The 14800-nt window shown below is 49.8% G+C and carries 18 protein-coding genes; 7 read left to right on the top strand and 11 right to left on the bottom strand.

Translation table 11 applies throughout. From position 1 onward, the window contains the following. Positions 1 to 30: 30 nt before the first annotated feature. Positions 31 to 993, bottom strand: a complete 963-nt coding sequence (locus tag EDM21_RS02820) for a GNAT family N-acetyltransferase (RefSeq protein WP_166541797.1) — start codon at positions 991 to 993, stop codon at positions 31 to 33. A gap of 181 nt (positions 994 to 1174) precedes the next feature. Between EDM21_RS02820 and EDM21_RS02815 the strand changes: the two genes are divergently transcribed. Beyond that, a complete protein-coding gene (locus EDM21_RS02815; protein WP_157332760.1) occupies positions 1175 to 2101 on the top strand; it encodes a TIGR01777 family oxidoreductase in 927 nt (308 codons plus the stop codon). Between the two features lie 42 nt (positions 2102 to 2143). Here the strand turns inward: EDM21_RS02815 and EDM21_RS02810 are convergent, their stop codons facing one another. Then, on the bottom strand, positions 2144 to 2368 hold the full coding sequence (locus tag EDM21_RS02810) for a DUF1450 domain-containing protein (protein WP_157332758.1): 225 nt from the start codon (positions 2366 to 2368) through the stop codon (positions 2144 to 2146). Next, on the bottom strand, positions 2368 to 2670 hold the full coding sequence (locus tag EDM21_RS02805) for an iron-sulfur cluster assembly accessory protein (protein WP_157332756.1): 303 nt from the start codon (positions 2668 to 2670) through the stop codon (positions 2368 to 2370). The genes EDM21_RS02810 and EDM21_RS02805 overlap by 1 nt, the downstream gene beginning before the upstream one ends. Before the next feature lie 320 nt (positions 2671 to 2990). Between EDM21_RS02805 and map the strand changes: the two genes are divergently transcribed. From map to EDM21_RS02785, 5 genes are all read left to right on the top strand, one after another. Then, positions 2991 to 3737 carry a type I methionyl aminopeptidase gene (gene map / locus EDM21_RS02800; RefSeq protein WP_157332754.1) on the top strand — a complete coding sequence of 249 codons (747 nt, stop codon included), beginning with the start codon at positions 2991 to 2993 and terminating at the stop codon, positions 3735 to 3737. A gap of 31 nt (positions 3738 to 3768) precedes the next feature. Next, positions 3769 to 4875 (top strand): sporulation integral membrane protein YtvI, encoded by a 1107-nt coding sequence (gene ytvI, locus EDM21_RS02795; protein WP_157332752.1) that lies wholly within the window; start codon positions 3769 to 3771, stop codon positions 4873 to 4875. A gap of 142 nt (positions 4876 to 5017) precedes the next feature. Further along, positions 5018 to 5569: a signal peptidase I gene (gene lepB, locus EDM21_RS02790; RefSeq protein WP_157332750.1), complete on the top strand. Its 552-nt coding sequence runs from the start codon at positions 5018 to 5020 to the stop codon at positions 5567 to 5569. A 224-nt stretch (positions 5570 to 5793) separates the two neighbouring features. After that, the gene (locus EDM21_RS24520; RefSeq protein WP_166541796.1) at positions 5794 to 5970 is read left to right on the top strand and encodes a hypothetical protein; all 177 of its coding nucleotides are present in this window, start codon (positions 5794 to 5796) and stop codon (positions 5968 to 5970) included. A gap of 358 nt (positions 5971 to 6328) precedes the next feature. After that, positions 6329 to 6523 (top strand): DUF2524 domain-containing protein, encoded by a 195-nt coding sequence (locus EDM21_RS02785; RefSeq protein WP_157332748.1) that lies wholly within the window; start codon positions 6329 to 6331, stop codon positions 6521 to 6523. A 225-nt stretch (positions 6524 to 6748) separates the two neighbouring features. On the opposite strand, the gene EDM21_RS02780 is transcribed toward EDM21_RS02785, so the two are convergent. The 6 genes from EDM21_RS02780 to EDM21_RS24845 all read right to left on the bottom strand — a co-directional run bounded on the left by EDM21_RS02780 (position 6749) and on the right by EDM21_RS24845 (position 11745). Beyond that, positions 6749 to 6988: a hypothetical protein gene (locus EDM21_RS02780; protein ID WP_338043937.1), complete on the bottom strand. Its 240-nt coding sequence runs from the start codon at positions 6986 to 6988 to the stop codon at positions 6749 to 6751. A 333-nt stretch (positions 6989 to 7321) separates the two neighbouring features. Next, positions 7322 to 7816, bottom strand: a complete 495-nt coding sequence (locus tag EDM21_RS02775; RefSeq protein ID WP_157332746.1) for a hypothetical protein — start codon at positions 7814 to 7816, stop codon at positions 7322 to 7324. Positions 7817 to 8300: 484 nt separating this feature from the next. Next, positions 8301 to 8510, bottom strand: a complete 210-nt coding sequence (locus EDM21_RS02770; RefSeq protein ID WP_157332745.1) for a hypothetical protein — start codon at positions 8508 to 8510, stop codon at positions 8301 to 8303. 102 nt (positions 8511 to 8612) lie between these two features. Continuing rightward, on the bottom strand, positions 8613 to 9821 hold the full coding sequence (locus tag EDM21_RS02765; RefSeq protein ID WP_157332742.1) for a M14 family metallopeptidase: 1209 nt from the start codon (positions 9819 to 9821) through the stop codon (positions 8613 to 8615). 218 nt (positions 9822 to 10039) lie between these two features. After that, the gene (gene racE / locus EDM21_RS02760) at positions 10040 to 10849 is read right to left on the bottom strand and encodes a glutamate racemase (RefSeq protein ID WP_166541795.1); all 810 of its coding nucleotides are present in this window, start codon (positions 10847 to 10849) and stop codon (positions 10040 to 10042) included. A 239-nt stretch (positions 10850 to 11088) separates the two neighbouring features. Next, on the bottom strand, positions 11089 to 11745 hold the full coding sequence (locus EDM21_RS24845) for a polysaccharide deacetylase family protein (RefSeq protein WP_235918012.1): 657 nt from the start codon (positions 11743 to 11745) through the stop codon (positions 11089 to 11091). Positions 11746 to 11776: 31 nt separating this feature from the next. On the opposite strand from EDM21_RS24845, the gene EDM21_RS24840 reads away from it, so the two are divergent. Then, positions 11777 to 12130, top strand: coding sequence for a hypothetical protein (locus EDM21_RS24840; RefSeq protein WP_235918011.1), 354 nt, complete (start codon positions 11777 to 11779; stop codon positions 12128 to 12130). A gap of 234 nt (positions 12131 to 12364) precedes the next feature. Here the strand turns inward: EDM21_RS24840 and EDM21_RS02750 are convergent, their stop codons facing one another. Both EDM21_RS02750 and EDM21_RS02745 read right to left on the bottom strand, forming a co-directional pair. Next, positions 12365 to 12799, bottom strand: coding sequence for a disulfide oxidoreductase (locus EDM21_RS02750; RefSeq protein ID WP_157332738.1), 435 nt, complete (start codon positions 12797 to 12799; stop codon positions 12365 to 12367). Between the two features lie 661 nt (positions 12800 to 13460). Then, positions 13461 to 14762, bottom strand: coding sequence for an ABC transporter substrate-binding protein (locus tag EDM21_RS02745; protein WP_157332736.1), 1302 nt, complete (start codon positions 14760 to 14762; stop codon positions 13461 to 13463). Positions 14763 to 14800: the final 38 nt, after the last annotated feature.

The following is a 14800-nucleotide window of genomic DNA, read 5'->3' as shown; positions in this document are numbered from 1 at the left end:
CTCTCGTCTTCCTCCAGCCCGGAACTCCTCTTACAGAGACTGCGTCATCCATACCAGTTCGTGGGTCGTCACAAACCCAGCCCCCTTCAGCAAACGAACCAGATGCTCTCCGCTGGACCGAAGGTGAGATACATTCCTGGCCAGATCCAGACCCGCGGGATTGGCATATACAGCCTGCAGAAGCAGAGTCAGGATGCTTTCTTCATCCTCAGCGGAAGGCGAAGCTTCACACTGGTACAATACGATGCCTGTCTGGCGGCCATCTGCGTTAAATGTGTGCTTGTAGAGGGCATAACCTGCCGGATATCCGTCCAAGAGCACCACCACCGACTCTCCTGCGGTCAGACTCGCCCAACTGCCCTGCCACGCCTCTATCTTTGGATAAAAAGGCAGTTTGGCAGCATCGCGGGCGGTACCCCGCCGAAGTGTGTAGACTCGGCCGCTCCGTTCTAACGATCCTGCAGGCGGATGTCCTTGTTCTTCCCCGGCCTGATCGCCGGATGTGCCACAAGGAGCAGTCCCCGCCGAAGTCCATACTTCCGGTACACATGTATTGTCACCGGATTTCATCTGAAGCAGAACTTCCTGCGTACGATAACCCAGCGATTCATACAACCGGATCGCGCCTGTATTCACCCCGAAAGCTTCGATCGTTGAAACGGAGACATTCTCCTGCCTGTATATATCCAGGGAGGCTTCCAACAACTGGCGGCCGACCCCCTGACCACGATAAGCAGGAATCACAGCCGTACCTCCGTTCCACGAAACAAGTTGATCCCCGGCCTTGCGAATCCCGTTGAGAAGAAATCCGATCGGTTCATCCCCCTCATAAGCGATCAGGGAGTGATCGGCAGAAAGCCCCTCGTTCACGAAGCGGCTTAAGTACGCATCCGGACTTAACTTCATCGGGATATAATAATCGCCGAATCCTTCATTCCACACTTCCACAGCCTGATGGACCGAGCAGTCACGTAACCTTTTTAACACAAGCACCGTCTGATCCCCCGCTCTCCAACCTTGTTTTTCCTTGTATTGTAGCATATTGCCGAATCCATCTGAAACCCATATAGGGACGTCAAGGTGCACCTTTGAGAGTAAAAAACGGGTAGAGTTTGTGGAAAAAAACGGTTACGCATATAATAGATATATACAGGTATGGAAGGTGGGACGACTCATGAGAATTGCGATCAGCGGAGGAACCGGCTTTATCGGTGGACATCTTATCTCGTATTTTACACAAAGACAAGACGAGCTCATTCTCATATCCCGGTCTGATCCGGGCAAGTCGCTCCCCGGCGTCCGCACAATTACCTGGTCCGAAATCGAACAGGACCCGCATAACCTCGAAGGTTTGGACGCCTGGATTAATCTGGCCGGTGCTTCAATTAATCAGCGGTGGAGCGAAACCGCCAAACGGCAAATTCTCGCATCACGGATGAAAACGACTGCGGCCGTGGCTAACGCTGTCAGTGCGCTGCACAACAAGCCTCCGGTCGTTATTAACGCATCCGGGATGTCTATTTACGGCACCTCGGAAACCGATACATATGATGAATTCAGCCCGCCGCGGCTGACTGATTTTCTGGCTGAAGTCGTTGAGCAGTGGGAGGAAGCGGCTGATCGCATCGCAGCGGCACGAGTCGTTAAAGTCCGCGTTGGCATCGTGCTCGGGACGGATGGAGGCGCCTTCCCTAAAATGGCCTTGCCCTATAAGCTGGGGGTAGGCGGCCCGATCGGAAGCGGTAATCAGTGGATGTCTTGGATTCACATTGACGACATGGTCCGGTTAATCGATACATGTGTCCGCAACGATGAAATCGAAGGGCCCGTTAATGCAACGGCCCCGAATCCTGTGCGCAACCGCGAATTTGGAGAGGTGCTTGCCGGTGTTCTGCACCGTCCGAACCTCTTCCGCATTCCTTCCTGGGTCATGAAAGGATTGTTCGGGGAACTGTCTGTCCTGCTTCTGGAAGGGCAGCGGGTTCTTCCCCGCAAGATGCTGGAACATGAATTCCAATTCGCCTATCCCGTACTGGAAGAAGCTCTCCTGGACTTGGCAGGCAAGCCCGGCCGCAACGGCCATCCCCCATCTCCTCCATAAAATAAAAAAGTGGCCCGGACAACCGTCCGGGCCCACTTTTCCTTATTTAAGATGCTTCTTGGCTAATTCGATAGCTTCGTCTTCTGAAGGAGCCTTTATGTACCGCCCGTTGACGAATACAAAAGCGTAACGCTTGCAGGGCCCGCAATAAGACTTGCAGCCGACCTTAATTTCCTCTTCCGAGGAAACCAGTTTCTTAAGTTTGGAAACCGCGGACTTCACTTGCATATGCCTGCATTTCTCACAAATACGGATATCGTTAGCCATTAATGGTCTCCGTGGTTACCTTTGCTCGGATTCGTAATCATGAATCCTTCTTGAGGCATATAGAAATAATCAATACGGATTCCGTCGAGCAGAGGCTCATTCTTATCCAGCAGTACATCGATTTCTTTATCGGTCTTGACGACAACGTCGCTGTCCGTCTGTGTATCAAGTCCTAACGCGTAGTGAGCATGATCTCCATGATTATGGCTGATTTGAACCCGGACAAGAAGGCCTGCATTCTCTTCTTTCTCCAGTTCCATTTTCAAAACTTTTGCTGCGTTGCGAGTAATTTTGACGTTCATAGTCACATCTCCTGAAAAGTATAAATTCTTTTAATCTATATTGTAAAGAAACCGCCGCCTGAAATCAACATTAACACTCCACGGAGAGCAGCAAGAGCCTGATGATAAGGATTGGGAACCGGCAATTTCACCAAAAAGAAACCGCCGCCCGATTTGAAATTTGTCTCATTATTTTATACTATTAGTGGTAGACTTTATTTGACAGGTAACAGATTATGTCTTCGGAACAGCACACTTTTGAACAGAAAAGAAACTAGAAGCTGCCGAAAAGTCATAGGGTTTAAATAGACATTCAAATCGGCAGAGGAGATGTGATGAGTATGGTAACCATCAAAACGAAAGACGAAATCAACAAAATGCACGCCGCGGGCAAGCTGCTGGCCGCATGCCACCGGGAAATCGCTACTATGATCCGACCTGGCATTACCACATGGGAAATTGACCAGTTCGCCGAGGAGTTTATGCTTAAGAACGGTGCAACGCCTGAACAAAAAGGCTACAACGGCTATCCGTATGCCACCTGCGCCTCCGTCAATGACGTCATATGCCATGGTTTCCCTAAGAAAGAACCACTTAACAACGGGGATATCGTAACCATCGACATGGTCGTCAATCTGGACGGCTGGCTGGCCGATTCGGCCTGGTCCTATGCCGTAGGCACGGTTACGGAGGAAGCCGGCAATCTGCTCAAAGATACCAAGGAGTCGCTCTACAAAGGGATCGAGCAGGCAGTCGTCGGCAACCGGATCGGCGACATTGCCCATGCTATTCAAGCCTTTGCCGAAGCCAAGGGCTACTCTGTGGTCCGTGATTTCACCGGTCACGGAATTGGACAGAAGATGCATGAGGAGCCTCAGGTGCCTCACTACGGGCCCGCGGGCCGCGGTACACGGCTCAAAGAAGGCATGGTGCTGACGATCGAGCCGATGCTGAACACGGGCATGTATTTTGCCACCGTGGATCTCGATGGATGGACAGCGCGCACGGTGGACGGCAGCTTATCCGCTCAGTATGAGCATACGCTTGCGATTACAAGTGAAGGGCCGCTGATTCTGACAGCCCAATAAGCAGCGTTCAAATCGGATACGGAGGAATGCTATGATCTCGTTCTACAAGCGGTACTACAAGACCATCTTAGACATCGCACTCATTGTGCTGACGGTCTTTCTGTTTATGAAACTGTTCAGTTTCATGTACCGTATAGCGACGCCCATCTTCTGGGCGTTCGCCATCTTCATGATGATCGAACCGCTGGCCCGCTTCCTGAACCGGAAAGGCCTCAAAAAAATGCTGGCGACAACGATATCTACCCTGCTTTTCATTTTAATTGTCCTTGCCGTATTTACAGGGGCCGGTTATCTGTTCACGACCCAGCTGGATAATTTACTGAGCGTTCTGCCTAAATACACCCAGCTGCTGCAAGAACAAATTACAAAACGGACCGCTGATCTTCAGAACAGTATTGCGGCATTACCTCCCGATGTAATCGATAAAACAAGGGAAATTGCCAATCAGATGGCAGCCAAGGCGACTAACTTTGCTACTAATTTCCTGCAGACGCTGCTCCACTTCTTGACCACGGGGATTACAGGTCTGGTGTCTTCGTTCTCCAGCATGATGATCAATTTCGTAGCCGGCATCATTCTGGCGTTCTTCCTGAGTCTCGAAATTAACTGGTGGAAACGGACTGCAAGGGAAAAAACGCCTAAGACATTCGTTAAAGCCTATGATTTCTTAAGAGTGAACGTAATTAAAGGAATTGTATCTTATTTAAAATCTCAAGCCATTCTAATTTCCATTACTTTCGTGATGATTCTGGTTTCGCTTATGATTCTCGGCGTGAATAACGCATTCACGATCGCGCTGCTGGCCGCTTTCTTCGATGTGCTGCCGCTGCTTGGCGTATCCGCGCTTTTCGTGCCATGGATAGCTTATCATTTTATTGCCGGAAGTACGGTAACAGCGATCTGGCTTACGGTTATTCTAGGCGTCACCGTGCTTGTGAGGCAAATACTGGAGCCCAAAATTACCGGGGAATCACTTGGCGTCTCCGCATTTACGATGCTATCCTTCATGATTATATCCTTATCCCTATTCGGTGTAGCCGGTGTCATCCTTTCCCCTATCCTGATCATTCTGATCAAAGCTCTCTACGATCAAGGATATTTGCGTAAATGGATCCGCTCACCTGAGAACGAATACTAGTACAAGCAAGAGGCCGGCAGGGCCTCTTCCTCACTCAGGCCAGTCCGATATCCGGAGCTGGCCTTTTTTTGTGCAGGCTGTATGGGACGTGATATAATACAAAAGTGAGAGTCATTGTTAAAAATGGGAGGCATGGACCAATATGAACAAAGTCGCAAAAGAAATCGGTGGCTGGGCATTGTCACTTGGAATGGCCTTTGCTATTGCGCTATTGATCGGCATTTTCGGAATTCAGCCCACCAAGGTGCTTGGACATTCCATGGACCCGACACTAGCCGATAATCAGCGCATTTATGTGTCCAAGCTATCTCATACGCTGGGGCGCGAGCCGGATTACGGGGACATCGTGATTATCGATAGCCGTGTACAGCGGGAGCGTACGCTCAAAGACGACATTCTGGAGCACCCGTTCTTCACAATGCTCAGCGGAGAAATCGACGATAATTTGTATGTGAAAAGAGTCATCGGCAAAGCAGGCGACACACTGGAATTCAAGAATAACAAGGTGTACCGCAACGGCGAGCCGCTGGAAGAACCTTATGTGAACGGAGTTATGAGCTATCAGTCTTCAGAAACCGTCACCGTTCCGGGCGGACACGTTTTTGTCATGGGAGACAACCGGAACAATTCCAAGGACAGCCGCGATATCGGTCCTGTGCCGCTTGACCATGTGCTGGGAATTAAAATCAACTGAACGCCCTCATAACCTATACACAAGAAACGGAGCCTCAGATCATATCTGCACGGCTCTTCTTTTTATTCACAAAACGGTCACAACCTATTGTACGACCTTACATGATATGTTATATTAAAAGGGCGATGGAATAAGGATTTCACGTGAATACCCTGCAAGAATTCATAGCTTCCGACATACCGATAGTCGCACCCCTACCTTACCTAATAAGAGGAGTGAAGAACATGAATTCCAATCTTCAAATACCGCAAGGCGAGGAAACCATCCTCATTGAAATGACTGTGAAAGAAGCGATGGCGCTTTCCGGCGAGAAATTCCATTCCAATCATCAAGTAGAGACAGAAGCGGTCAAAAAGGTGAAGAAGAGCCTCGAAGATCGTTTATTAACCCGCTTCTCATAAACCGCACTTGATCCATAAGCAAGACCTTGAAAAGGGCCTAACCCCCTCTTCAAGGTCTTTTTTGCATGCTCCGACTCTAGAGGGAGGAGATGGCCAGCAGGCACAGCCAAGCGGTGTGAGACCGTACTTCCCGTCCACGGCTGTTCTGAATAGAAACCAGCGCCGACACCATACTAAGGAACGTAATGAACAATCTATCCGGATGACGAGGGGGGTGAACTCACATGTCTCACAAACAGCAGGGTCACGGCCGTCAGAATACAACCACCCGCACCTCTGACCGTAAAAACAGCAGCGGCAAAGGGAAATGATAGGCATTTGTACGCTCCATACCACTTTGCTGGGAGGTTGTTTGGGAATGATTGAAAACCTGGAAAGCAGTTATGACTGCGCCAACGCAGGCTTGGATTTGCATCAGCTCAAGGAAGAACTACAGGATCTGAGAATAAGTACGGCGTCCGACTCTCTGGAGGACAAGGAAAAAGTAAACCGGATCGAAAATCAGATATCGTTTATTGAAAACAAATGTTCTATTCATAACGGTCAACATTGATCTTTTACCTCCATAAGAATTCCTGAATTATCGGTAGTCTTCCGCTTCTGCCATGCTAAACACGGAATAGCAAAACAAACGCCTGACTCCCGGCTGTGCCGAGGGTCAGGCGTTTGGGATTCATTTAAGAGGCGCGCGATCAAGACGGACGGATTCATCCAGACTCTGATGCGGCTATCTTTGACTTTGATAAATTCGAGGCCCGGCTAACAAAACCCCATATCCTTAGGCTTGCGGATATTTATTCTCCATCCATTTGGTAAAGGCATTGGTAAGGAACATGGTAACGGCTATATCATCAATGGGCATAAACGGCAGGACGTCCGGCAGAACCCAATAAAGCAGCACCGGCACCAAATACAGCAGCTTGCTCGTAAGCGGAACTCCAGGCGACATAAGCAATCTGCCCGCCCGTTTAAATAAATGACTCCAGTGCCGTAGGGACAACAGTTTCTTCAAGGTAATCCCTCCTTCGGGACGGATATACGATCTGATTTCTTTGGGCTCGAAACGGATCCAGCTTTAACTTACCCTTTCCCGCATCCGTTCCTGCCGCTACTTCATACGTAATAAACCCGGCTCCGTTTCATCCGAAATAAATCTAACTTCCGCGCTGAGGATAAACATGGCGGCCTCTTGTATCTTTACCCGAATACGGCTGTAAAAAACAAAGCACCCGCATGCGGGTGCTCCGGTAATCATTTGTAGACGATCAACTGCTGCGCAGAAAAAAGTCTAAGTTGATTGGGACAGTCGGGTATTTCTGCTTGATTCTTCAGAGAGTTACTCTCCCCGTTCCTATTCTCCGTTGTACGTGTTAGTATCCGATTCGCCAAAGCGGAGAGTCAGATCAATATTAGCCGGCACATTACGGACTTTTAAGAAAAGGCTAAGTCTCTCCAGAATCTGGGCGACCTCCTCCGCAGGATAAGTTCCATTGACGTTGTAGCGGAACGTATCCGATACGGGTATAGAAGGGACAGATACGGACGGACGGTTGCCCTCTTGCATAGGATCCGGCATCCGGCGCATATCCATAGATTCTATCTGACGCTCCATAGGGCGGCCCTGCGGACGATAATTCGTAAAACCCATAAACTTGTTCGAAGTTCTGACTGTATCATTATAAATATTGAGCTTCTTCAGAATCGTATAATAGGTTGCCGCATTGTTAAGTTTCCACGCTGCAGTAATTTCACCTACAGAGTAGTCTTCTTTCCATTGATTAATCAAACGTACTTGTTCTTCGCGTTCTAGCTCTTTGAACTGGTCGAGTGGCAAAATTCCGGACATATTATTCCTCCTAGTGAGTTTCTTTTCTACTCTAATCATAAAACAAATCTTAATAAACTTCAAAATGTTATATGTATGTCGGTATACATTCTATTTTACCATTAAAATGCAATTTCATACAGATAAATGTCAGTTGTAATTTCTTCCTTTTTGCCAGTCTATAATTTGTCTATAAATGTAAGGTCACGTCCTGACTGGATCTCCTCATTGACTCCCTCTCTTCACCCTTCCTTAAAACTGCAAATTCTGAACTCTTTTAAAAAAAATAAATATTATTCTTAGTTTTGCTTGATCTTGTCGGTTATATTCTTCGTTTTTTACAGCTTATACTTATTGTTTCGTAACACTTTCTTAATTTCAGGAGGTCCTTCTCTTTATAATTACATTTAAATGTTAAATTTCTATTTAAGACAGCAAAAAGCCAGGACTCAGAGAGTCCGGGCTTATTCGTACAAACTGGCAGGAACAACCGTCGAGAAAGAATCTACGTTACTTTTCTCCGAGTCAGAATACACGGCACCCCTGTGCCCGTAGAGCCGGGCTGGGACATACGTTCCATATACCGGATTCCCCTGAGACACTGTTGTTTGCATACCGCACAGGTAGATGATTCCACGATTCTCATCGTGTACTGCTCTCTGCCTGATGGTAAATCCTTTTTCTTCTTGGCTGGTTTGCCGCCCTTGCCCGCCATAACGAATCCCTCCCCCCATCAACTGATTTAGTATATGGGGAAGGGCCCGCCTCAGATTGGACGTTTGTCACGAGGTATCCGCCCATGAACCGGCCGGGTCCGTTACAAAGGCAAGGTCAGCGCCTTCACCAGCAGCCGGGCTGTTTCTTCATACATATAAGGAAACTGACTGAGAGGGAGCGGATTCAATCCCATACCTGATTCAATGGTAAACCCCGGCCGCCTGAACTCCTGGATAAACCAGTCCTTATATCCCGCATCGCTTCCTTTCAGCTTCACGCTCTTATAGCCGCTTGCGTGCGACAGCTGAAGGGCGATCATTTCGGCATCCTCCGGCTCGTAATCCCGGTAATTCCAGTAAATCTCGCGGCCCTGGGTATGAAGAGCCACAACACATGCAAAATTACGGCTGCGCGTGAAGGAGGCAATGGCCTGCGCTTCCGGTTCAGTCAAAGGGCCCTCGCCGGTATAATCGCGCGGCCCCGGCCCTGCCACTGCGCGGCGCTCCCGTTCATCCTCCCAATGTGCCGGGAATTGGTCGTTCAAGTCGACGCCGTTCACGTTAGCCTTCCACCGGCGGAAATCAAAGGAGCCTCCGTTCCATTCGTAGAGCCGGTCGCACCTGGGATGAGCGGGGTAAATACCTCCCAGCACGAGCTCCACCCCGTCCGGATTGACCATCGGCACCACCCATAAGCTCGTCTCGCTCAGCAGCTTCCGGGCATTAACCCCCCACAGGGTCCCATCCCCGTCAACGGCGCCGGCATACTCCTCCAGAAATTTCATTGCCAGCAGGGAAGTCATCCACTCGTTGGCATGAAAGGAAGCATTGACGTGTATTTCCCTCGGGCCGCTGCCGATGCGCACTGCGGGGATTTTGCGGCCTAAGACGCTGGTACCTATGCAGACTTCCTTCAGAAAAGGATACCGCTCCTTCAGCTTATCCAAGTCTGTCAGCAATTCTGAATACCCGTACTCCTGATCCGTGCGGACTAGCGCCCGGCTTCCTGCGGGCGGCAAATCGATCGTAACGCCTGTTCTAAGCGGTGCGGAGTCCAGCCATGAGTTTGCATCCCGAAGCTCCTGGACAGTCATGCCAAACCGCTGAGACACCTTTTCCCAAGTATCGCCGGATTGCGTCATATATTGATGATCCAGCCGGGGAGGAATGAGGATAACCTGGCCGGGAATAACGTATTCATCCGGGGACAGCTGGGGATTGACCGCGTTTAGAGAGAGCAGACTGACCGCATAGAATCTTGCAATACGCTGCAGAGTCTCCCCTTCCTGGACAACATGCCGGAATGACATAAGCAAGCACCTCCTCAAGCTGCGGGGGGAATAAGCGGACTTGAGCCTGGTCCTGCCGCTCCCCTGCATCAAGTTGTGAGTATAAGTCTATGCGGCGCGGCGGCGCTTCATGTCCCTGCCCAAACAGAAGGACCGGCGCTTCCCGCTGAGAATCGCTTGATTCTCAGACGGGAAGCCCGGTCCTGTTCTTGAGCTTATGGGCACATGATGAGCACAGCTTATATAAAAGTCGGAACCTGCCAGACAACCAGCATCCCGGAAAGCTGTTCATGAAGCCATGATTCGGTTATTTTATGAAAAATTTCAGCATCTCCGCTGCAGAAAAATTGATGTACCGGAACTTCGTCTGCTGAAGCCAGCATCCCCTGGTGATATAGAATCGTACTGACTTCCCGCGCTGTTTCATCGGCAGAGGACAGCAGGGTAACATCCGGGCTGACGACCTCTTTAATCGCCTGGGTCAGGAATGGATAGTGGGTACAACCCAGAATCAAGCAATCTATCGGCTTGTTAAGCAGAGGACTGAGAGACTCCCGGACAGTTTCCAGCGCTTCGGTAGAGTTATAGATTCCTTGTTCCACCAGCGGTACAAGCTGCGGACAAGCCAGGGAATGCACTTGAATGGTAGGCGAAATCGTTTTGAGCGCCTGTTCGTACGCATTGCTGCGGATAGTGCCGTCGGTGCCGATGACTCCGACGATGCCGCTGCGAGTCGATTTGATCGCAGCCCTTGCCCCCGGTGAAATAACGCCGAGTACCGGTATATCCAGCCGATTGCGGATATCGTCCAGTGCCACTGCCGTCGCGGTATTACATGCAATCACGATCATTTTAGGTTGAAATTGTATCAGATAATCCACGATCTGGTTTGTAAACAACTTAACTTCTTCAGCGTCCCGGGGACCGTATGGAGTCCGCGCCGTATCGCCGAAATAAATGATTTTCTCCTGTGGAAGCTGTCGCATTACTTCTTTTACAACGGTTAAACCTCCAACGCCGGAGTCTAGGATGGCTATCGCTTGCTGCACACATACACGCTTCCTTTGCCAGTGAATTGGTTACTCTTACATACACTCCTAAATACATGGATAGAATATGATCTCCCATGCCGGAATGTACCTAGGTATCATACCAAATTTCAAGCCTGGTGCCAACGAAAGCAGCTTCAGCGGAAGATGCTCCCCGCAGCTGAATCCTAGGAATGGCGCGGCAAAGAGGCGCATAGCAGGACATATATCCGGCAGGCCGATCGTGAAAAAAGGGCGGCTTACGGCTTGATTTCATTAACCAGGCCGAAGCTGTAACCCGCTTTCTTGATATCTTTCAGAATTCTGTCGAGCGCCTCTATATTCTCTTTGGAGCCTTGGTGCATGAGAATGACATTGCCCGGATGCAGGTTGCCCATTATGTCATTATACGGATCTTCCGCCCCATTCTTGCGAGGCTCCCAATCCCTCATGGCTGTCGACCAGAACACGGACGTGTAACCCATATCCGACACCAGATTCAACAGATGCGGGCTGTATTTGCCGTAAGGAAAACGGAAGTAGTTCGTCACTTCCCGCCCGGTCACCTTTTTGTACAAGTTCTCGAAATCCGTTATTTCTTTGCGCACCTGTTCATCCGTCAATGTATTCATATCCCGGTGGGTCATCGTATGATTGGCGACAAGATGCCCGTCAGCCAGTAATTGACGAATAAAATCCGGGTATTTCTTGACGTTGCTTCCCAGAATGAAAAAGCTCGCTTTGACCTGATTATCTTTCAAAGTCTTCAGAAGCTTCGCGGTATCTCCCATATCCCCGCCGTTATCAATCGTCAGATACACTTTCTTGCCTTGACCGACCCAGACGGCTTTCTGCTTATCCGTAAACGATTTGGTTTCACCCGGAAAACCCGGCACCTGGCCGGTCGCTTTCTTCATGTAATACCACGAAAGCGCCTTACGGTCTCCCTTGGTCTGGTTTGAAGGTGATTTATCCGGTGCTTTCCCGTCAGGAGAAGCGGTTGGTTTCGTTGTAGGCTTTGCCGAAGGAGCTAAGGACGGCTTGGCGGATGGCGACGGCGATAAGGATGGCGCAGGGGTGCTGGCAGGAGCCGGTTTCACAGAGGGCTCCGTGCTTGGCTGTGCCGTTGACGTTGGCTCAGGTGCTGTCGTCCCTGCCGCAGACGGGCTAGGAGACGTTGATTGGACGGCGGTATTCGCTGAATTCGTACCTGGAGTAGTGTCGGAACAGCCGGCGGCAATAGAAACCGCAAGCAGGAGAACTGCCGATGCGGAAGCGGTCTTCTTCATGAAATCACCCTAGTTTCCCTGTAATATGTGAGCTGTTTCCATATTTCGACACGTTACTGGGAAATCCTTGTTTATTTATGACAAAACATGAAAATAAAATCCACCCCCGGGCTATTTCTCTCACATTAGCTCTCTACAGAAAAGCTGCAATTGAATCGGATTGACACGCACGATTGCTCTGAACCTACAAAAAAGCGCCCTGGAATTCTTTACGAATTCAGGGCGCTTTGGTCAGCCGCCGATAAACTTATCTTTCCTTGCGCATTTGCGCCCACAATAGACCCAATAGGATCGTAATCAGGGTAAATGCGGTGAAAGCCAGCAGCGGGATCGTGATAAACCCTAACCAGTTTATGTAATCCTGGTCACAGGGAACCATGCCGCACTTGGCCGCTCCTTCTTTAAACAGCGGTGTTTTCTGCATCAGATAGTGGTACAGGGAAATCCCCATTCCCCATACGGAAAATGGCAGCGCATAGAGGACCTGCTTATTGTCCTTGCGTGCGGCGGCGATTCCGAGAATCAGAACCAGCGGGTACATCAGTATGCGCTGATACCAGCAGAGCTTGCAAGGCGCATACTGCAGAATTTCGGAGAAATACAGGCTGCCGATGGTAGCAACCAGGGAGACCGCCCAAGCCATATGGAGGGCGTTATTTTTGATAAATGAGTTCGATTTCAATGGAATATTGCTCCTCTCTCGGGATCAAACATGAACTTGTATCATTATAATCAAAAGAATTGCCGGAAGTCCACGGTAAGCATTCGAACTGCTGCCTGTTCTTCCCCTGCACTTCCTGCAAGGGAGAACGCCTCATCCTGATTAATTCCCCCCTCATCCTGTCCTGCGGCCGCTTCCCGTCGGAACGGCTCTTCCTCCGGATCGAGCTCAGCCGGTTATCTCGCTTGCGTAGGGAAGGCCCGCCTCCTGTAGGCGCTTACAAGAGAAGATTTATGAAACCCCCCGGAAGAATTCTGGAACGGTTAGCATCGCATCTTCTCTGGCTGCCCGCCAACCTCTACCGGCTGCCGCACGCAAATCGAGGGCACGTCAAGCAGGGTTATATGCCGCGGCCGCACTAGTGACTCCGCTCTCATCAGAGCGGCAGCTCACCCATGTACAAGTGCCAGTCAGGCATCCGGTAGCCAGCCCATGCAGCCTCAACCCGTACGAGTTGTAATTTCTGTTAGAACTAGCATAATTATCTTACAAAATTAAAGCAGATTCAAGACTAATTCCGACAAAAAAAACACCACCCGGAAGGCATGCGGATCACCAGTGGTTGATCCAATCCTTCTGCAGGTGGTGTTGCTGTTAATAATTTGATGTTGACCCGGTTCCGTTATTTCTTCAGGCTGTCCCAGGTCTTCTGGAATTCGGTAAGCATCTGGTCTTTGTTGATCTGTTTGCCTACATAACCTTGCATAACGTCACCGAACTTCTTGGAAGTCGCTTCACCGCTAGGGAATTTAAACCAGTTCCAGGAAAGGATCTTGTCTTCTTTCACATATTTCATAATGTCAGCTGCCAGCGGTCCTACTACTTTCTCGTCAACCGGAATGGTTTTGACTGCCGGAATGAATTTGAATTCGTTGGTGATGTATTTCTTGCCCATATCGGAAGTCACGAGCCAGTTCAGGAACTTCTTCGCTTCTTCTTTGTTGGCGGAATTCTTGTTCACAACCCAGTTGTTCGGTACGCCTACAAGCAGTTTATCGGAAGCGGCCGCATCGTCAGAGATCGGCATTGGCAGGAAACCGATGTTGATGTTCGGGTTGGTTTTGGAAATTTGAACTTGTGTCCAGTTCCCCTGCTGCGTCATAGCCGCTTTGCCGGTCGCAAACTCCGTAACCTGTGTGTTGTAGTCGGTTTGCAGCGGATTTTTGTTGCCGTATTTCAGCGTCAGGTCGAACAGCTTCACCCAGTTGTCGAATGCCGCGTTGCCGGGAATTTTGGCCGTGCCCGCATTGAGATCTTTAATAAATTTGTCCGGGTCTGCCTGGTTAGCAAACGGTACGTTGACGAAGTGGTTGCCGAGCACCCACCACTCGCCGTAGCCGTTTACGAATGGAGTGATGTTCTTGGCTTGAAGCTTCTGGGCCGCTTCTTCCAGCTGCGTGATTGTTTTGGGTAATTCTGTAATACCGGCCTGCTGGAACAGATCTTTATTGTAAATGTAACCGTAGCCTTCCAAACCGATCGGCATGCCGTAGATTTTACCGTCTTTAGTCATCGGATCGCCGGCACCCTGTGCCAGATCCTTCACCCAAGGCTGGTCGGACAAGTCTTCGAGGTGCTCCTGCCATACTTCCATGTCCGCGTTACCGCCGTTGTTGAAAATATCCGGTTTATCGTCGGAGTTGAACTTGGCTTTCAGCGCAGCGCCGTAATCCGCACCGCCGCCTACCGTCTGAACTTCGATTTTAACGCCTGTTTCTTTCTCATATTCCGCAATCAATTTCGTAAGTGCTTCGGCAATCTCTACTTTAAACTGGAACATTTTCAGCTTGACGGTCTTCTTATCTCCGCCGTCTGCCGTTGAACCAGGGGTAGTCCCCGCATCTTTATCACCGCAACCTGCAAGAAGTCCCCCAACAAGTGCTGTCGTTAATCCAAGTGCAAGCCATTTTCTATTTCGGGTCATTTCGAATAACCTCCCTTTTCTTGTGCAAAACGGATCTG

This window comes from Paenibacillus lutrae (genome assembly GCF_009757775.1).
GTDB lineage: Bacteria > Bacillota > Bacilli > Paenibacillales > NBRC-103111 > Paenibacillus_F > Paenibacillus_F lutrae.
Note: the sequence above shows the minus strand (reverse complement) of the source record. Positions and strands in the feature narration are given on the sequence as shown.

Bases quoted from the DNA above. Each gene is read 5' to 3' on its own strand.
- map (WP_157332754.1), top strand. From the start codon at position 2,991: ATGGTAACCATCAAAACGAAAGACGAAATCAACAAAATGCACGCCGCG.
- EDM21_RS02775 (WP_157332746.1), bottom strand. From the start codon at position 7,816: ATGTCCGGAATTTTGCCACTCGACCAGTTCAAAGAGCTAGAACGCGAA.
- EDM21_RS02770 (WP_157332745.1), bottom strand. From the start codon at position 8,510: ATGGCGGGCAAGGGCGGCAAACCAGCCAAGAAGAAAAAGGATTTACCA.
- EDM21_RS24845 (WP_235918012.1), bottom strand. From the start codon at position 11,745: ATGAAGAAAGCGACCGGCCAGGTGCCGGGTTTTCCGGGTGAAACCAAA.
- ytvI (WP_157332752.1), top strand. From the start codon at position 3,769: ATGATCTCGTTCTACAAGCGGTACTACAAGACCATCTTAGACATCGCA.
- EDM21_RS02785 (WP_157332748.1), top strand. From the start codon at position 6,329: ATGATTGAAAACCTGGAAAGCAGTTATGACTGCGCCAACGCAGGCTTG.
- EDM21_RS02810 (WP_157332758.1), bottom strand. From the start codon at position 2,368: ATGGCTAACGATATCCGTATTTGTGAGAAATGCAGGCATATGCAAGTG.
- EDM21_RS02805 (WP_157332756.1), bottom strand. From the start codon at position 2,670: ATGAACGTCAAAATTACTCGCAACGCAGCAAAAGTTTTGAAAATGGAA.
- EDM21_RS02765 (WP_157332742.1), bottom strand. From the start codon at position 9,821: ATGTCATTCCGGCATGTTGTCCAGGAAGGGGAGACTCTGCAGCGTATT.
- lepB (WP_157332750.1), top strand. From the start codon at position 5,018: ATGAACAAAGTCGCAAAAGAAATCGGTGGCTGGGCATTGTCACTTGGA.
- EDM21_RS02815 (WP_157332760.1), top strand. From the start codon at position 1,175: ATGAGAATTGCGATCAGCGGAGGAACCGGCTTTATCGGTGGACATCTT.
- EDM21_RS24520 (WP_166541796.1), top strand. From the start codon at position 5,794: ATGAATTCCAATCTTCAAATACCGCAAGGCGAGGAAACCATCCTCATT.
- EDM21_RS02745 (WP_157332736.1), bottom strand. From the start codon at position 14,762: ATGACCCGAAATAGAAAATGGCTTGCACTTGGATTAACGACAGCACTT.